Annotated in this window: 19 protein-coding genes and 1 other RNA gene; 9 read left to right on the forward strand and 11 right to left on the reverse strand. The window is 69.7% G+C overall.

Going from position 1 to position 16407, the window contains the following annotated elements; translation table 11 throughout:
* Positions 1-10: 10 nt before the first annotated feature.
* Both MOTC310_RS18750 and MOTC310_RS18755 read right to left on the reverse strand, forming a co-directional pair.
* Positions 11-430: a CopG family transcriptional regulator gene (locus tag MOTC310_RS18750; protein ID WP_331302901.1), complete on the reverse strand. Its 420-nt coding sequence runs from the start codon at positions 428-430 to the stop codon at positions 11-13.
* 284 nt (positions 431-714) lie between these two features.
* Positions 715-1458 carry a hypothetical protein gene (locus tag MOTC310_RS18755; RefSeq protein WP_331302902.1) on the reverse strand — a complete coding sequence of 248 codons (744 nt, stop codon included), beginning with the start codon at positions 1456-1458 and terminating at the stop codon, positions 715-717.
* Between the two features lie 407 nt (positions 1459-1865).
* Here MOTC310_RS18755 and MOTC310_RS18760 point away from each other — a divergent pair, with 407 nt between their 5' ends.
* Entirely contained in the window at positions 1866-2048 is a 183-nt protein-coding gene (locus MOTC310_RS18760; RefSeq protein ID WP_331302903.1) for a hypothetical protein, read from the forward strand.
* Positions 2049-2113: 65 nt separating this feature from the next.
* On the opposite strand, the gene MOTC310_RS18765 is transcribed toward MOTC310_RS18760, so the two are convergent.
* Positions 2114-2407: a hypothetical protein gene (locus MOTC310_RS18765; RefSeq protein ID WP_331294730.1), complete on the reverse strand. Its 294-nt coding sequence runs from the start codon at positions 2405-2407 to the stop codon at positions 2114-2116.
* A gap of 264 nt (positions 2408-2671) precedes the next feature.
* Positions 2672-2844: a transfer-messenger RNA gene (ssrA, locus tag MOTC310_RS32975) on the reverse strand.
* A 163-nt stretch (positions 2845-3007) separates the two neighbouring features.
* On the opposite strand from ssrA, the gene MOTC310_RS18775 reads away from it, so the two are divergent.
* Entirely contained in the window at positions 3008-3163 is a 156-nt protein-coding gene (locus MOTC310_RS18775; RefSeq protein WP_331294731.1) for a hypothetical protein, read from the forward strand.
* A gap of 161 nt (positions 3164-3324) precedes the next feature.
* Here the strand turns inward: MOTC310_RS18775 and MOTC310_RS18780 are convergent, their stop codons facing one another.
* The 6 genes from MOTC310_RS18780 to MOTC310_RS18805 all read right to left on the reverse strand — a co-directional run bounded on the left by MOTC310_RS18780 (position 3325) and on the right by MOTC310_RS18805 (position 9714).
* A complete protein-coding gene (locus MOTC310_RS18780) occupies positions 3325-4743 on the reverse strand; it encodes an FAD-binding oxidoreductase (RefSeq protein ID WP_331302904.1) in 1419 nt (472 codons plus the stop codon).
* Between the two features lie 159 nt (positions 4744-4902).
* A complete protein-coding gene (locus MOTC310_RS18785) occupies positions 4903-6204 on the reverse strand; it encodes an MFS transporter (RefSeq protein ID WP_331294734.1) in 1302 nt (433 codons plus the stop codon).
* A 383-nt stretch (positions 6205-6587) separates the two neighbouring features.
* Entirely contained in the window at positions 6588-7760 is a 1173-nt protein-coding gene (locus MOTC310_RS18790) for an alpha/beta hydrolase (RefSeq protein ID WP_331294735.1), read from the reverse strand.
* A gap of 269 nt (positions 7761-8029) precedes the next feature.
* On the reverse strand, positions 8030-8239 hold the full coding sequence (locus MOTC310_RS18795; RefSeq protein WP_331294736.1) for a hypothetical protein: 210 nt from the start codon (positions 8237-8239) through the stop codon (positions 8030-8032).
* 620 nt (positions 8240-8859) lie between these two features.
* Positions 8860-9147 (reverse strand): hypothetical protein, encoded by a 288-nt coding sequence (locus tag MOTC310_RS18800; protein WP_331302905.1) that lies wholly within the window; start codon positions 9145-9147, stop codon positions 8860-8862.
* A gap of 360 nt (positions 9148-9507) precedes the next feature.
* A complete protein-coding gene (locus tag MOTC310_RS18805; protein WP_331302906.1) occupies positions 9508-9714 on the reverse strand; it encodes a hypothetical protein in 207 nt (68 codons plus the stop codon).
* A 476-nt stretch (positions 9715-10190) separates the two neighbouring features.
* Between MOTC310_RS18805 and MOTC310_RS18810 the strand changes: the two genes are divergently transcribed.
* The 4 genes from MOTC310_RS18810 (at position 10191) to MOTC310_RS18825 (ending at position 11392) form a co-directional block, all read left to right on the forward strand.
* A complete protein-coding gene (locus tag MOTC310_RS18810) occupies positions 10191-10358 on the forward strand; it encodes a hypothetical protein (protein ID WP_331294738.1) in 168 nt (55 codons plus the stop codon).
* The gene (locus MOTC310_RS18815) at positions 10351-10698 is read left to right on the forward strand and encodes a hypothetical protein (RefSeq protein ID WP_331302907.1); all 348 of its coding nucleotides are present in this window, start codon (positions 10351-10353) and stop codon (positions 10696-10698) included. The genes MOTC310_RS18810 and MOTC310_RS18815 overlap by 8 nt, the downstream gene beginning before the upstream one ends.
* Before the next feature lie 246 nt (positions 10699-10944).
* The gene (locus tag MOTC310_RS18820; protein ID WP_331294740.1) at positions 10945-11139 is read left to right on the forward strand and encodes a hypothetical protein; all 195 of its coding nucleotides are present in this window, start codon (positions 10945-10947) and stop codon (positions 11137-11139) included.
* A gap of 19 nt (positions 11140-11158) precedes the next feature.
* Entirely contained in the window at positions 11159-11392 is a 234-nt protein-coding gene (locus MOTC310_RS18825) for a hypothetical protein (protein WP_331302908.1), read from the forward strand.
* Between the two features lie 784 nt (positions 11393-12176).
* Here the strand turns inward: MOTC310_RS18825 and MOTC310_RS18830 are convergent.
* Positions 12177-14267, reverse strand: a complete 2091-nt coding sequence (locus MOTC310_RS18830; protein ID WP_331302909.1) for a prolyl oligopeptidase family serine peptidase — start codon at positions 14265-14267, stop codon at positions 12177-12179.
* Between the two features lie 408 nt (positions 14268-14675).
* On the opposite strand from MOTC310_RS18830, the gene MOTC310_RS18835 reads away from it, so the two are divergent.
* The 3 genes from MOTC310_RS18835 (at position 14676) to MOTC310_RS18845 (ending at position 16284) form a co-directional block, all read left to right on the forward strand.
* Positions 14676-15254, forward strand: coding sequence for a lipocalin-like domain-containing protein (locus MOTC310_RS18835; RefSeq protein ID WP_331294743.1), 579 nt, complete (start codon positions 14676-14678; stop codon positions 15252-15254).
* 66 nt (positions 15255-15320) lie between these two features.
* Positions 15321-15755, forward strand: a complete 435-nt coding sequence (locus MOTC310_RS18840) for a YybH family protein (protein WP_331294744.1) — start codon at positions 15321-15323, stop codon at positions 15753-15755.
* A 289-nt stretch (positions 15756-16044) separates the two neighbouring features.
* Positions 16045-16284 carry an Lrp/AsnC ligand binding domain-containing protein gene (locus MOTC310_RS18845; protein ID WP_331294745.1) on the forward strand — a complete coding sequence of 80 codons (240 nt, stop codon included), beginning with the start codon at positions 16045-16047 and terminating at the stop codon, positions 16282-16284.
* Positions 16285-16407 lie beyond the last annotated feature (123 nt).

The raw sequence follows: 16407 nt of genomic DNA on the forward strand, positions 1-16407 counted from the left end.
CGTGGGGCCGTCAGGCCGTACGGTCGGCAAGCGCCGCCTTGACCGCGGCGCTGGCCTGAAAGGCGCCGAGCACCTCGACCGAGGCAATGGCAGCGCGCGCCAGTTCGGGCGTCACGTCCGGAGCGATACTGGCCAGCCCGAGCACCTGGATGTGCAGCGGCGCGCCGGCGTCGCGCGCCGCCTCGAGCGCCTGCCGCGTGTAGTGCGACAGGCCGAGGCTGAGCTGCTTCCGGGCGACGGACTGCCGAACGGCCTCACCCTGACGCTCGATCTGATTGCGCACGGCGGTTCGAATGAAGTCGGCGCGGTTGGCGTAGAAGCCGTCGCGCACCATCAGGTCGATGTGGCCGAGATCGACGAAGCCGAGGTTGAGCGTGATCTTCTCGCTGTCCGGCAGCTTGGATCGCAGATCATGCACGTTGTCGGCCATTCCACCCATCCCCAGACCATCCCGTTGGATGGTTCTTAGATGGTACCTGGATCCGTCGGCGCAATGGCGGCCGGTTCGCGAGCCCCATCGAAGCTGCGCGGATCGCACCGGCTTCACGCGCCGACCTCGGGCCTGCGGCCGGCAGCCAGGTCGCGGCCCGGTGCCCCGAGCACGGTCACGTCAGCCCGAGCCACGACGTGCGGAGATGGCGCGACGGCTCGCCACCCGGCCCGCTACGGCACGGATGGATCGATTTCAGGCCCCGGTGGTCAACCTCAAGGTGGTCAACCTCGACGCCGGGTGTTGGTCGGCGCCGCGTCTTCCCATTCACGGTCCTGCTCCGCCAGCAGAGCGGCGCGACGGGCGGCGCCGGCCTCGGCGCCCCCCGCCGGTGCTGCCCTGACCTTCCCCGAAGATCGCGGAGTGAGCGGATCGGCCCCCCGAGCAAGGTGCGTGAGCGTCGCGACGACTTGATCGACGTCACCGGATGACACGATTCCTGTTCTGAGGAGGGTGAGACGCGAACAGGCGGCTATGTCCGCGCAGGATGCCTCTCCGAAGCGGAGCGCTGTGATCTGATGCCCGTCGAGGGGAAGACGTCCCGCTGGCATTTCCCGCAGCCGGTCGAGCCTTCGCTCACGCGTGGCCTCGGAGGTGTGCATCACCCGTGCCTGCGGCAGCCAGCGCGCCAGTTCATCGAAGATGAAACTTCGAACGCGTTCGACGCGAACAGGGCCAAACTTTCTGGTCCTGGCGATCGACACCGGGGACGACTGGGCCAGATGCCCGAGATCAAGAAATTCGGCCTTGCGCAGACGGGCGCGCAAGGAAGCCGTCAGCAAACCGCGGCCGAAACCCTGGGCCGAGAGCCGCTCGATCGTGTCCGGCGACAGGTCATCGAATAGGGGGAGGCGGACGCTGACCTCCGCGATGAGGCTGTCGGACCAAACGGAGCGAGAAGATCGGTCGGGCATCGCCGCCGATAAGATGCTTTCAGGTTGTCCGCAACGGTCGGTCGTCACGGGCATGCGGACGCCCGGTCGCCGCTCATCCGATGGGTCTGGACCGACAAGATGGATCGAGAGCGTCTGTCTCGCCTTCAAAGAAGACGCGCCGGAACAGCGGACGGCCGCGCATCGCCCGGCCTGATCTTCAGACGCCGACCCGATGTGATCTCGAGACCGGCCGAGGTCATAGAAGACTTGGCTTTCAGCCGGCGCTTCGACTCAGTCATAGAGGCGAAATCTCGCCTATCGAGAATGGAAGGCGAGGAGACGGATCGCCGATCCCGGGTTGGGCTGACCGCTCGGGGGCAGCCGGCCACACAATGCCCACGAGTCCCCGTGTGCGAGCGCCGCGACCGGGGCGCCCCTGACGGCGTGATGCGCTGCGCGACACCCTCCGCCGGCTGCGGACCGACATCTGGCGCGATGCAGTGGATCGCGCCGCGGCAAACGCGCTCACGACCCAGGCCGACGACGAGGCAGGCAAGCTCGTGATGAGCGCGAGCGCCAGCTTCTCAGAAGAGGACCCGAAAACTGATCGCTCCAGCGGCGCGGCGACCTTCCATCACGGCCAGACGATGCCCGAGGTGGATAGCGTCGGAGGACGAACATGAGCCAGCGCGTCGAGACGGGTCGTCGCGCGATCACCGCCTACAGGACAGGAGGCGGGCGGAGCCCCTCAATCACGCGCAGCCTCGGCGCTCGCGCGATCGACCACGGCTCGCAGTGCCTCGCCGCCCTCCATGACGAACCAAGCCCGCAGCATGTCCGTGGTCTCAGGCGTATCGCCCGGACGCTCACGGAACAGGTCGGCGCAGCGGGCCAGCTCGCGCTCCACGAAGAGATCGAGAAAGGAAACACCCCGGGTTCTCGCGAGTTCGGCGAGAGCGTCTTCCAGAACGCGCCGCATCATCTCGCCGACCATGGCCGAGATGTAGACGGCCTCGCCGCTACCCTGTTCGGGCTCGTTCAAGCAATTCTCCAATCTGCCCAGCCGCGACCTTGAGCCGACAAGGGGCAGAATGGTCAAGGCGGGTCCCGAGGCCGAAGCCTCGGGTTCTGTTGCTAGGCGTACCCACGCCCCGGAAGATTACGCCGCGAGGCGCATCTCCATGCCGACGTTGTCGTTGGCATTTAGAGTTTTGGTCAGGTGCTCGGAACGAGGGTTACCCGCGCCGAACCGGTCGAGTCCTTACCGAAAGCCGCATCTTACCCTGCCGAGGCAGGACAGAACTCGCGATCCCTTTACCGTCCAGTCGAACCTATTTCACCCCCAGCAGAAGCACCCTGGCAGCGCGCGATCCGCAACGCCGGACGCTCGCCCTCGTCCCCGTGCGGTACCCGGGGCAGGATGCTTCTGGTGGAGGCGCCGGGTACCGCCCCCGGGTCCTGAAACGTTATTATGAACCGGTCATCAACCTCACGGCCACCGTACATCATCGTGGCGCGCTGGTCCACCGCGTGCGAGCCGCCGGCCCGGGCTGAGCTTGGTGGCACCTTGCCCGACGAAGGCCCATATGAGTCCGATCCCTCCGCGCAATCCCGTGCTCTGGGCGACGAAGCGGAGGCCGAGATGGCACGCGAACTTAAAACCGGCAAAGCACAAGGTGTCTCGCCGGAGGACTTCAACGCGCGCGTGAAGCGCCTGCTGGCCGACAAGCCGGATCCCCGCAAGGCCGAACCGGCGCGCAAGAATTTCAAGGCGAGCAAGCCCCTCACGAGGAGCTGAGAGGCCGATCCGGAGACGTTCGCTCAGCAGCGGACGTCTCTCTCCAAAATTCTCGATCCTGCCCGTGCCGTTGGGGACTACGCCGGCGCGGCTGCCGCCGCGCGCACCTGAGCCTCTCTCGACCGCGCCCCGAGGCGGAACGGTCGCGGATCGCCTCCGCGTCACGGAATCAGCTTGCCGGGATTCATGAGGTTCCGGGGATCGATCGCCCGCTTGAGGGTCCGCATGAGGCCGAGCGCCTCCGGTCCGTGCTCGCTCTCCATGAAGCGCATCTTCTTCTGGCCGATCCCGTGTTCGCCCGTGCAGGTGCCGCCCAGGTCCAGCGCGCGGGCGACGAGCCGGTCGAGAAAGCCGGCGACCGCGGACATCTCCTCGGCGCTGTCGGCATCGACGAGCGGGAGGGTGTGGAAGTTGCCGTCGCCGACGTGGCCGGCGATCGGCGCCGTGAGCCCGGTCGCGGCGATGTCGCGCTTCGTCGCCTCGACGCATGCCGCGAGCCGCGAGATCGGCACGCAGACATCGGTCGACATGTTCCTGATCGTGGGGCCGGGCCGGAGCGCGATAGCGGCCCAGTACACGTCGTGGCGCGCCTGCCAGAGACGCGAACGGTCGTCGGCCCGGGTCGCCCAGTCGAACGGGCCGCCGCCAAGATCCGAGGCGATCTCGTCGAACCGCTCGGCCTGTTCGCGCACGCCCGCGTCCGTGCCGTGGAATTCGACCAGGAGCAGCGGGGTCTCCGGGAGGGTGAGCTTCGAGTAGCGGTTGCAGGCCGCGACCTGCACCTCGTCGAGCAGCTCGATGCGCGCGACCGGGATGCCGGACTGGATCGTCAGGATCGTGGCATCGCAGGCCGCCTTGATCGAGGGGAAGGGGCAGATGCCCGCCGAGATCGCCTCGGGGATGCCGTGCAGGCGCAGCGTGACCTCGGTGATGACCCCGAGGGTGCCCTCCGAGCCGACGAGGAGCCGGGTGAGATCGTAGCCGGCCGACGACTTGCGCGCCCGCCGGGCGGTCGTGACGATGTCGCCGTTCGGCATCACCGCGGTGAGCGCGAGCACCGCATCCTTCATCGTCCCGTAGCGCACGGCGTTGGTGCCCGACGCCCGCGTCGCCGCCATCCCGCCGATCGTGGCGTCCGCCCCGGGATCGATGGGGAAGAACAGGCCCGTATCGCGCAGGTGCTGGTTCAGCGCCCGGCGGGTGACGCCGGCCTCGACCGTGCAGTCGAGGTCGTCGGTGTTGACCGCGCGGATGCGATTCATCCCGCCCGTGTCGATCGAGACGCCGCCGAACGGCGCGTTGACGTGGCCTTCGAGGGATGTGCCGACGCCGTAGGGCACCATCGGCACGTCGCGCTCGGCACAGGCGCGCACGATAGCCTGCACCTCCGCGGTGGAGTGCGGGAAGACCACGAGATCCGGCGGCTCGCACGGCGCCCAGGTGAGCTGGTTGGCGTGCTGCGCGCGCACGGCCGGGCTCACCGTCACCCGCTCCCCGAGCACGGCGCGCAAGGCCTCGGTGAGACCCGCGATCGTCGCCGCGTCCGGGCGGGCTCGCGGGGCGGGAGCGGGTGCGTTCATGGGCTGCTCCGTGAGGTCGTAACTGCGGCGTCGCCGGGGGCGGAGTGTCCCCGGAGTTGTGCGGCCCCGCAACACCGCACTCCGTCCGATCGGCGCTCCGACGCTGCCATAGGTCGATCGGCCGCCGGCCGCCACGCGGCCGCGTCCCCTTCGCCGCATCTACTCCGCGGCTTGCGCACCGCGCGTCGCGGCCTGCTCCAGGTGCCCGTCGTGGGAGAGGCAGAGGACCGTCACCGCGGCCGCGAGCCCGGCCGCCGCGATGAGCAGGAGACCGCCCGTGAAAGTGCCGGTGGCATCCTTGATCGCGCCGACCGCGTAGGGGGCGGCGAAGCCGGAGAGGTTGCCGAGGGCGTTGATGATGGCGATCCCGCCGGCCGCCGCGGCGCCGGACAGGTAGGCGGTGGGCAGAGTCCAGATCACGGGAAGGCCGCCGAAGATGCCGAAGGCCGACACGCTGAACAGGGCCATCTTGGCGTAGGGATCGGCGACCAGAGCCGCCGCGGCCGTACCGCCCGCCGCGAGCAGGAGCGCGACGGCCGCGTGCCTCTTGCGCTCGCCCCTGCGGTCCGAGGAGCGTCCGAGGGCGAGCATGCCGATGATCCCGATCGCGAAGGGGATGAGGCTGACGAGACCGGTCTGGAAGTTCGTGAGGTCGAAGCCCTTCACGATCTGCGGCAGGAAGAAGCTGAGCCCGTAGAGCAGCGCCACGTTGCCGAAATAGACGAAGGCGACGGCGAGCACGCGCCTGTCGAGGAGCGCTTCGGTCACGCTGTAGCGGCGGGCGGCTTCGCGCGTGCGCCGCTCCTGCGCGAGGCGCTCGGTGAGCCAGGCGCGCTCGTCCTCGGGCAGCCATTCCGCCTGCGCCGGCCGGTCCGTGAGGAAGGCCAGGACGACGCCGGCGAAGATGACGGCGGGCAGGGCCTCCAGGACATAGAGCCACTGCCAGCCCTTGAAGCCCCAGACCCCGTCGAGGCCCAGCAGCGCCCCCGAGACCGGCGAGCCGATGACGCTCGAGAGCGGGATCGCGGCCATGAAGGTGCTGATGATCCGCCCGCGGTACCGGGCCGGGAACCACAGCGTGAGGTAGAAGATGATGCCGGGGAAGAACCCGGCCTCCGCGGCGCCCAGCAGCAGGCGCACCGCGTAGAAGCTCTTCTCGCCGACGATGAAGGCCATCGCGCCCGACAGGAGACCCCAGGTCAGCATGATGCGGGCGATCCACACCCGCGCCCCGACCCGCTCCAGGAGCAGGTTCGATGGCACCTCGAAGACGAAGTAGGTCAGGAAGAAGATGCCGGCCCCGAGCCCGTAGGCCGTGGCGGAGATGCCGAGGTCCTTGTTCATGGTCAGCGCGGCGAAGCCGACATTGACCCGGTCGAGATAGGAGATGAAGTAGCAGGTAATCAGGAGGGGCAGGAGCCGCCCGCTGACACGCCGGATGGCGCGCGCTTCCAAATCCATCGGTGGGGCTCCTTCGCGGATCCAGAACGGACGCTCGGCGCCCGATCCGACCGGTTCTCCGATCGGTTTGGGGGAGACATAACCGGGTGGTCGGCGACCCGATAGCGGAGGAAGCGGTGCGGCCGCGGGCGATCGCGCGACCGCGCCTCGCCATCCCAGACGGTGCCTCGCCGGTCTCTCGCCCGCTCCTTCGCCGGGTCTTTCGCCCGGTCTTTCACGAAGCAATCCGCGGACACGATCACGAAGGGGCGGCGGAACGCGACGGTCGCGCCCGGTCCCGCGTCGCCCGGCCCGAGCGTCGACGCGCGCTCCGGAGAGCGGAGGCGGTGCGCCGGGAAGATCCCGCGGCGACGCCCGCGCGGCGCCGTCCCGGTGGTGCAGCCTCACGCGCCGGCGCGGGATCCGGCCCTGCTGCGCCCGAGCGCGTCGAGCAGAAGGTCCGCGACGGCCTGGGGCTGTTCCTGCTGGACCCAATGTCCCGCCCCCGCGACGAAGTGGCAGCCGAGCATGCCCGCGCCGGCGGCCTCCGCCATCCGCTCCAGCGCGCCCGGCACCTGGAACGGCCCCCAGTCGCGCGCCCCGGATACGAACAGGAGGGGGATCTCGATCCGCCGACCGGCGAACCGCGCGAGGTCGCGGTCGAGACTGCCATCCATGCGGCAGCGGTAGCCCTGGAGCGCGCCCTGGAAGCCGGAGCGCGCGTACTCGCCGGCGTAGACGGCGAGTTCCTCTTCCGTGAGCCAGGCGCAATCCGCGCCGCCACGCGGTGGCATCTCCGGCGCCACCGTCTCGGGCATCGTCCGGCCGCGCTCCATCACGTAGTAGGTCGGCAGCTCGGCCAGGGTCTCGGCCGTCCAGCCGACGAGCGCGCGGGGCCGATTGCCCGCCCAGTCCGCACTCTTGTGGTGGAAATAGGCGCGCAGAAACCCGGCGAGACCCTGCGGGCTCCGCTCCATGTCGGCGGCAGCCTGTGCGGACGCGTAGTAGAGCTGGTAGTGCGCGCGCGGGCGCGGCAGGGCAGCCAGCGCCGCGTGGATGGGGTCGTCGGCCGGCGTCCCGAGGCCGCCGGCCAGGGCATCGAGCGCCGGCGCCCCGGCGAAGGGCGCGCTCATGAGGGCGACCATGCCGAAGAGGTCGGGCCGCGCCAGGGCGCAGTAGCCGCAGACCCAGGACCCGAAATCGTGTCCGACCAACGCCGCGGCCGTGTCGCGCTTCAAGGCGCTCATCAGGCACAGCAGATCGAGGAGGTGGTTGTGCAGGCGGTAGGGCGCGAGGTCGTCCGCGAAGGCGACCGGCGCGGCCGCGGTGCGGCCGTAGCCCCGGAGGTCGGGGGCAACGACGTGGTAGCCCGCGGCGGCCAGCGCCGGCATGACCTTCCGCCAGGAATAGGCGATCTCGGGGAAGCCGTGCACCAGTAGGATGAGGGGACGGCCAGAGCCGGCCTCGCCTGCCTCGAGCACATGCATGCGCAGGCCGTTCACGCCCTCGATGAAGCGGGGACGGATGCCGGCCGGGAGCGGGGCGTCATCGAGCGGGCGCAGGACGTTCGTGACCATCGCCGTGCGCTCCCGAGCCGATCGTTCGACGGCCTCGAACTTACACGGTGCCCGCTCCGATCGCGAACCCCGGCACGCGACGGCTCATGGGCACGCCGGGACGGTGGCGGGCTCGATCGGCGATCCACACCGTCGCCGTGCCGGCTCTCCGATCCCGCCCTGCCACGCTCGTCGACCCGCGCGCCTCGACCCGCGCGCATCCGGCTGCCGGCCTCCTCCGACCTGCACCGCTCGGCGCGCGGTCGCGCGTCCGGCGGGCGGCTGAACCGTCAGGCCGTCAGAGCGCCCCGAGCCTCCCGGCGCGCGGCCTCGGCCCGCCACGCGTCGCGTTCGGCCTCCAGCCCCTGGATCCGGGCATGGAGCTGCCCGGCATCGATGGCCGTCTCCATCAGCATGTCCTGCGCGCCGGCGAGCTGCTCGCGCAACTCGGAATTCTCGGTCACGAGGGTCAACAGGATCGCAGCCACGTCGTCGCCCATTCGTCCACCTGCCTCACCGTCCGGGGTCGCGGCTGGTAGGACCGGCATGGTTACCGCCCCGGAAAGGATGGCGGCCGGGCGGCCGCGCCGAAGCTCCTGTCCACAGCAGGTTTGCGTCGACCGCCGGGCCGCCGTTCGACCGGTCGCCTGCGGGACGTCGTCCGCGCGGGCCGCTGCGCCACGGCCCCGCGGGGAGCCTCACGCGCGGTTCCGCTCACGCGCATGCCCGCGCGCTGGCGCTCAAGAAGCTGGCGGGCGTCGAGGTCGGGACGATGCGGCCGGCCGGACCGTCGCTCTCGACACGATCCCCGGATCCCGGAAGACTCGACGGGCGGACTCGCGCCGGCGGCTCTGCCGCTTCAGCCCGGACGACGGTACGGGAACGGCCGGCGTCCGGTCACCGACGCGGTCGCGCTGCCCGGCGATCCGCCCGGCGGCTGGAGGCCGCCGACGGCCTGCCGGAGGGTGGCAAGATCCCGGAACGCGACGGCAACTCCGGAGCCGTCGCGCCCAGCTACGCCCGTGAGGAGATCTCGAGATCGCGGGCAAGCTCACCGGGACGGGGCGCTGAGCCGCGCAGAGCCTCACGGTTTCAGGATCGTGGAGGCCGCAATCCTCGGTCAGTACCAGTCGTCATCGGCGGGCGACCCCGGCGGGAGCGGATCGTCACCCATGACGCCGGGATCGCCGTAGTTGAACGGAGGCCCGTCGAAGCCCACCACGCCGTCCGGATTATCCGGCGTCACATTGGGGTCGACCTTCAGCTCGGTGTCCTCGCGTCCGAGCCGTTGATCGAGGCGATCCATGCGCTTGAGATCCCGTTGGATCGGGATGTCCTGCTGGGCCTGCGCAACAATCGCGGGGCTCATCAGGGCGAACATCAGAGCGGCGACGGTCAAGCGTGTCATTTTCATCGGCCCTTCGCGTCCAATCGCTCTGCTGGAGTTGATGCATACCGTAGACGCACCATCGATCCCAGCATTGACGGCCGTCAACACTAATCGTGTGTGGACCTCGGCCAGATCCGCTCGCGGCGAAACCCCGTCGCTACTCGGTACGCAGCGATCGGCGCCCGCCCCGCGCACGCGATCCACAGAGCCCCAAGGTGCCTCTTTGGCGCCCCGGAGGCGCCCCGGACGCGCCCGCGGCCGCCGCGCGGTGAAGCGCGCTCTCCACGCCAGCCCTCGCGGAAGACCGGCAGGCCTGGCGGCCGCGGCGTCCCGCCGAGCGTGATCCGGGATGCCGGGTGGGCCGCGATCGACCGGTTTTCAGCGGGACAGCCGACCGGTTGTGCTGCCCGCGTGCGGGCCGGCGTAGCGGTTGGTCGGCGCGGGCCGATGATAGGTCACGGAGATCTCTGGCAGCATCACGGCCGTGATGCCTGACAGGCCGTGCCGTGGGGCGGATCCTTGCGCGGAGGCGGGCGTCGCGAGGGCAGCGGCGAGAGCGGCGGCAGCGAGCATGCGGACGGTCATGGCAAACCTCTATGACTTCGGCACGAAGTCATCCGGTCAAGTGTCGCGAGTGAGGAAGATCGTCGTTCCGGCGGTCTTGATCGCCTCGGCTTTGTCTGGCCGAATGTCAGCGTTCGACATGAATACTAGGCCGATGGTTTCTGCGAATGCGTGCGAGGCCGCACAATCGTCGATATCGAGTCGGGCCTGACAGGGTCGAAGCGGCGGACAGGTGACCACGCGACCGTGCCAGGCACGACGGCTCGATCCGGCACGACGGAGGCGGCCGGAGCCCTGCGGCGATCGCAAACATCCTCGCGGGGGCCGCGCAGGTCCGAGGAGGCGCGAGGGGTCGAGCTTCACGCCCGCGCCGGAGCGCTCCTGTCGGGACATCGTGGACGGATGGACGTTCGCTTTCCGTACTCATGTGGCATCGGGGTGGCAGTCAGCGCACCGCGGCTCCGCTACGGTGCGGACGTCTCCGTGAGGCGCCCTCGATGCTCATCCCCGCCCTGACCATCCGCCGCCTCCTGATGCTGGGGTTCGTGCTCGTCGGCCTCGTCGCGCTCGCGGACGGCGTCGCCCGTCACGAGTTGCGCACGGCCACGCGCGCGATGACCCTTGCCGATGCGGATCCGCAGGCCGGTCGCGCGTCCGATGAGTAGGCGCTCGTCCTTCGCCGCGGGCATGGCGCTCCTCGCAGCCCTCGCCGGGGCCGAGCCCGCCGCGGCGCTGGCAACAGAGCCGGCCGACCTGCCGGGCCCGGAGCGGGCTTGGCACATCTGCGTCCGCGAGGCCTTCGACCAGCAGCTGACGGACAGGAGCAGGCCCGGTCGAGAGCGGAGCGCCCTGGACCTGTGCAAGCCACAAGAGGACGCCTACGTGGCCGCCCTGATGGCGGCCGGTCCGATCGATGCGAACCGCCCTGCCCTGGCCTGGGCGCGAACCTGGATGGCCTATGTGGTGGATCCCCTGAGAGACTGGATCGCCTCGCTGCATCGCTGAGGCGCCCTACGCGGAAGGGCGAGGTCGGCGAACTGCTCACCGAGCGCATCCCGGCACGGACGACCGCGCCCCCTTGCCCGGCGGCCGGCATTCGGCCGGCACGTCCAGCGAGGACGCGCAGCGGCGCTGAGCCTGGATCCACTCACGGGGCGGCCGGACAACACGTGCCGCGGCCCAGCCCCGAGCCGGCCGATCGGGCTCTTGCGCAGGGTAGGATGCCCCAGGTCCCGTACAGTTCTATCGCAGGTGCGCTTCGAGCATCCACACCAGTATTTTGCATCCCTTTCCGGCGTTCGCGCGTTTCAACCCAGAACCGGCCGATATCTCGGTGCGATTGTTGACATAGAGGAGGCGCGAATGCTGCGCGGTGGATTGCTGTGGCTTCTGGGAATCCCGCTGCCGATCATTCTGCTGTTGTATTTCCTCGGCGTGTTCCACTAGTCACCAGCGGGCGAACGTCGTGCCCTACACGGTCGAAATCACAACGCCGCCAATGGAAATTGACGGCGCCGAGCAGGCATCGCGGATGTACCAGCTGCCGGATCCGTTCAGCACGCTCGCCGAAGCCAAGGAGGCGGCCGTCACGCATATAGCGGGACTCGGGCTCGATCCGGCCGGCGTCCTCTACAACGTGTTCGACCGCGAAGGCTTCACGGTCGCGTCCAACGCCGAACAGCGCGTCGAGGCTGGATAGATCGGTCCTGCGGAACCGGGTTCCGTTCCGGGCCGCGCGTTCCTCGGAGCCCGGTCGCGAAGAGCGGTGCCGGGCAGGACTGCGTGCGCCGCCGCCGATCGGCCGCCCTGTCGAGGCTGACGGGCGGCCGCGCGGATTTCGGTGCGTCATCGATCCTGTTCGGCCTGAGCCACCTCGCGGCGACAGGCGGCGGCCGGCGTATCGGCCTCCGCGCGAGGCGCGGCCCGGAGCCTTGCTCGAACAGCTGCTCTACAGGTGTTCCAGGACACGCCGACCCTGAAAGCTTGGGCCTACATCAGGACCACAGCGCGAACACAGTCGCGAACCTGATGGAGACGACGATGACCTGGACGAACCGCATCACCCTGGCCGCGACCCTGATCGGCGGCGCGATCGCCCTCGTGACCTACGCGCAGGCGCTCAGCCTGCCCGCGCATTTCGCGTAACCGGAACCGGCGGGACGGCTGTGCCACCCGCCGAGCGGGGGAGAATTCGAACGCCCTCGGCTTCGCGGGCCCTATCCCCTCCCCTCCCCGACCGTGCCGGCGCTCCCGTCTTCGCGGCCCGATCGTCGGACGCCCGACGAGGGCGCGGCGCCTCTGGCGGCTCAGAGCACAGCGCCGCGGCTCGATGGCCGCGATCGCCCGCGCGTTTCGGATCCTCCATAGGAGCGATTTCGGGCAGCGCTACCGCCGCTATGGCTGCACACCCTCCGAGTCGCGCCGCCGGCACGAGCGCGCGATGAGATCCGCGGGTCCCGCCGCGGCTCGGGCCGAGTTTGCGCTCACGCGACCGGGTCCTCCCATCCGATGGCGCGGCGCAGGAAGGTGAGCCCCAGCGCCCTGAACGCCGCCGCCTGCTCGCTGTCCTTGCCGGCGCCGTGCCCGCCCGTCGCGGGCTCGTAGAAGGCGACGTCGCAGCCGAGGACGCGGAGCTTCTGCGCCATCTTGCGCGCGTGGCCGGGATGAACCCGGTCGTCGCCGCGGCTCGTGGCCAGCAGGATCGGCGGATAGGGCCGCCCGGCTTCGGCGGCGTGGTAGGCGGAGATGTAGGACAGGAACGCCCAGTCCTGCGGGTCGTCCGGATCACCGTATTCCCCGACCCAGCTCGCACCGGCCAGGAGCTTCGTGTAGCGGCGCATGTCGATCAGCGGGATTGTGCAGGCCAGAGCCCCGAACCGCTCCGGGTAGCGGGTGAGCATGTTGGCGATCAGCAGACCTCCGTTCGAGCCGCCCTCGGCCGCGATCCGCCCCGGCCGCGTCACGCCGCGCGCGACCAGATCGGCGGCCACCGCGGCGAAGTCGTCATGCGCCCGGGCCTTGCCCTCGCGCCGGCCCGCATCGTGCCAGCGGGTGCCGAACTCGCCGCCGCCGCGGATGTTGGCGGTCACGCAGGTGCCGCCGCGCTCCAGCCAGAGCTTGCCCAGCACGGGCTGGTAATCCGGCAGGCGCGAGAGCCCGAACCCGCCATAGGCGGTCAGGTAGACGGGCGCCGAACCGGTCTCGGCCTGCGGCCCGACTTGGACGTAGGGCACGCGCGTCCCGTCCGCCGACCGGGCCTCGTGGCGCGTCACCCGGATGTTGCGCGCATCGAAGGCCGGGAGCGTCTGACGCAGCACGGCCGGGGCGTCGAGCGCGGGCGGGAAGGCGAGCAGGGCCGGCGGCGTCACCGGATCGTGGGCCAGCGCGAGCAGGGCTCCGTCCGCCCGCTCCGGATCGCCGTCGAGGGGCCAGAGATGGACGGATCCGAGGGCCGGCAGCCCGGCGAGGGGCCGCTCGGTCCAGCCGCCCGGCCCCGGCTCGAAGACGCGGTAGGTGGGACGCAGGTCCTCGAGCACGTCCACGATCAGCCGCCCGGCCGACCAGAACACCCCCTGGAGGGCGCGCCGCTCTTCGGGCTGCCAGAGGACCGTGAAGCCGGAGCGGCCCGCCAGCAGGTCGGGGAGCGCGATCGTCAACACCGTGTCGGCGGCGTACGCGACGCCGTTCACCGTCCAGGGGCGCCGCGGCCGCACGGACAGGTGGTTCCGGTGCAGCTGGACCCCGGCATGTGTGGGCAGGTCGAGGCGCGCGCGCGGGCCGGTGCGGTCGCCGATATGGATCGCCGCGTCGAAGAAGCCGAGCCGCTCGACGAATGTGATCCGCTCCGACCCGGTCTGCCGGTCGGACGCGCCCCAGACATCCATGCTGGTCTCGGCGGTCTCGAACAGGACGGGCGCGTCGAGCGGATCCGTGCCGCGCGGCCAGAGCCGGACGGTGCGCGCGTATCCGGACCGCGTGGCCATGCCTGGGCCCAGGGCGCTCGACAGCAGCACGGTCTCGCGATCGAGCCACGTCGCACCGCCCTTGCCTTCGGGCAGGATGAAGCCGTCCGCCACGAAGGTGCGCGTGTCGAGATCGAACTCGCGCATCACGGCCGCGTCCTTGCCGCCGCGGCTGAGGCGCACCAGGGCGCGGTCGAGGTCGCCCTTGAGGATCGCGGCTCCGGCCCAGACCCAGTCCTCCCCCTCGATGGCGGCGAGGCTGTCGAGATCGAGCAGGATCTCCCAATCCGGGACCGCGGCACGATAGCCGGCCTCGTCGACACGCCGCCACAGGCCGCGCGGATGCGCGCGATCCGTCCAGAAATTGTAGAGCCAGGTGCCGAAGCGCTGAACGAACGGAATCCGGCCCGGCCGGTCGAGAAGGTCGCGGGCGATGTCCCGGTCGCGCAGGAAGCCGGCATCGCCGTAGCGGGCGAGCGTCTCCGCGTTGCGCGCCTCGACCCAGGTCAGCGCGTCGGGTCCATCGACCTCTTCCAGCCAGAGGTAGGGATCATCGTCGGGCCGCGCGAGCGTCGGCCGGGGATCGGGATGTGGGTCGGTTGCAGCGGACATCGTCGGGAGCGTAGCCCGTGCGCGCCGTCCTCAAAAGTGACGGGGCGAGCCCCTGATCAGCGGTCAATCGTCTCGGACACCCAGCGTTTCGGGCGCTTCGCGCAGGTGGAGCGGATGACCGGGTCGCGCGGATCGGGACTTTCCGCATTCGGCCGGCAGATCCATCTCTCCGAACGTCGCCCTCTCGCCTATCCTCGACCCGACTCGATCGCGGCGCAGGTCTTTATCTCGGATCTATACTGATCATACAGCCAGAAAAAAGATCACTTAAAAACTTTGACTGTTTTCGAGGAAGCGAACCATCAATCTACGGCTTGCATCCGAGCCACTGATGGTTTTAAATAAATCGGCATTCGCGCACGCTCTCTCACGTGCTTCGAGTTCCTTGGCTGCCCGGGGGTCGCGACGATGCGCGTCGTCGAGCAAGGGTCACGCTGGCGTCGACGGGATGGTCTCCGGTCGTCCCCGGGCCGCGGCAGGGCGGCTGTGGTCTGCGTCGGGAGCGCTGCCGTTCTGATCGCGAGCGGACTCGGCATCTCGGCCGGACGGGCGCTGGAAGCGGATGCGGTCGTCGGAACGTGGCGCCTCGTCACGGCCACGCGCAAAATCGTGGATACGGGAGAAACCGTCGACGCTTATGGCGGCCCGAATCCGACCGGATGGATCAATTACGGCCGCGACGGTCGCATGATGGTGGTCTGCGCCTACGAAGGCCGGGACAGACCGGTCGCCAACGACAAGATGTCCGACGCGGACCGGATCAAGCTCCACAAAACATTCTTCGCCTATGCCGGGACCTACCGGTTCGAAGGCGACCGGATCATCCACGACATCGATACGTCCTGGAACGAGGCCTGGACCGGAACCTCCCAGGTGCGTCACGTCGCGCAGGAGAACGGGCGGCTCATCCTCAGGACGGTGCCGTTCAAGTTCAACCTCGATGGTAGGATGAGCGTCATCACCCTCACCTGGGAGAAATACCCTTAGACAGACTCCGCGGTTCCTGAGCTTTCGCGTTCTGAACGACCAGAACAATCCACGATGGAGGAAGACATGCTGCGCCCCCACGCTCTGCCTGCGACGCTGTTCGCTGTCGCGCTCATGACGCCGAGCCTGTGCCGGTCGGAGACCTTGCAGGCCGACGCGCAGAGCGTCGCGAGCAAATGGGACGCGGCGTATAACGGCGGCGACATGGACACGCTGGCCAAGCTCTACGCCCCCGACGCGATCGTGGTCACGAAAGGCGGAGCCCAGACAAGCGACGGCATTCAGAAGTTCTTCGCTGGGCTGAAGGCGAAGGGATGGGATGAGCACAAGACCACGGTGAAATCGGCGCTGCCGAAGGACAATCTGCTCATCGTCTCCGGCCGCTGGGAAATGACCGGGCCCGGCGACGGCGGCGCGAAGAAGAAGTTCGAGGGCAACTGGGTGAACGTGCTGGAGAAGCGCGACGGCGTATGGCGCACGGTCCTGCACACTTGGAACTGACCCCTTCAGCCGGGCGGAAGGCGCGGCCCCAGGGTCGGAGGATCGGGCGCGGGACGGCGTCCCGCGCACGGGAGGCCGGGGCGCCCACGCTCGGCACAACGCCGGCCTCCGGGCTCTCCAGGCTCCGGCTGCGCGGCGCCGAAGACCGCGACCGACGCGGTCTGCAGGGCGAGCGGCGCGAACACCGGGCCGGTCACGCCCGCCGAATGATGTTAGGCTCGGCCGCTCCGACGCGATCGGCAGCCCCGAGCCGCGCGGCCGCGGCGCCGTGCCATCGAACGAGACGGACATGAAAACATTTTTCGTGCAGATCAAATGCGAGATCGGGAAAACCTACGCGGTGTCCGATTCGCTCCTCGCGATGGAGATCGCCTCGGAAATCTACTCTACGGCCGGACGCTTCGACATCATGGCCAAGTTCCACGTGGACAACGACGTCGATATCGGATTGTTCGTGAACGATTTTCTCCTGCGCCTCAGCGGCGTGAAGGATTCCGAGACGATCATCGCCTTCAAGGCCTTTCACTGACGCGCCCGATCCGGACCTGTCGCGCCGTCCGAAGTCCGCGGCGCGGGGCGGGCGAACGTCCCCACGCGCAGCGGTCGCGCTGAGGCCGCGCTGAGGCCGCGCGCGGTCCGCCGCGCGTGCCGG

This window comes from Methylobacterium oryzae, from assembly GCF_036441375.1.
Lineage (GTDB): Bacteria > Pseudomonadota > Alphaproteobacteria > Rhizobiales > Beijerinckiaceae > Methylobacterium > Methylobacterium oryzae_A.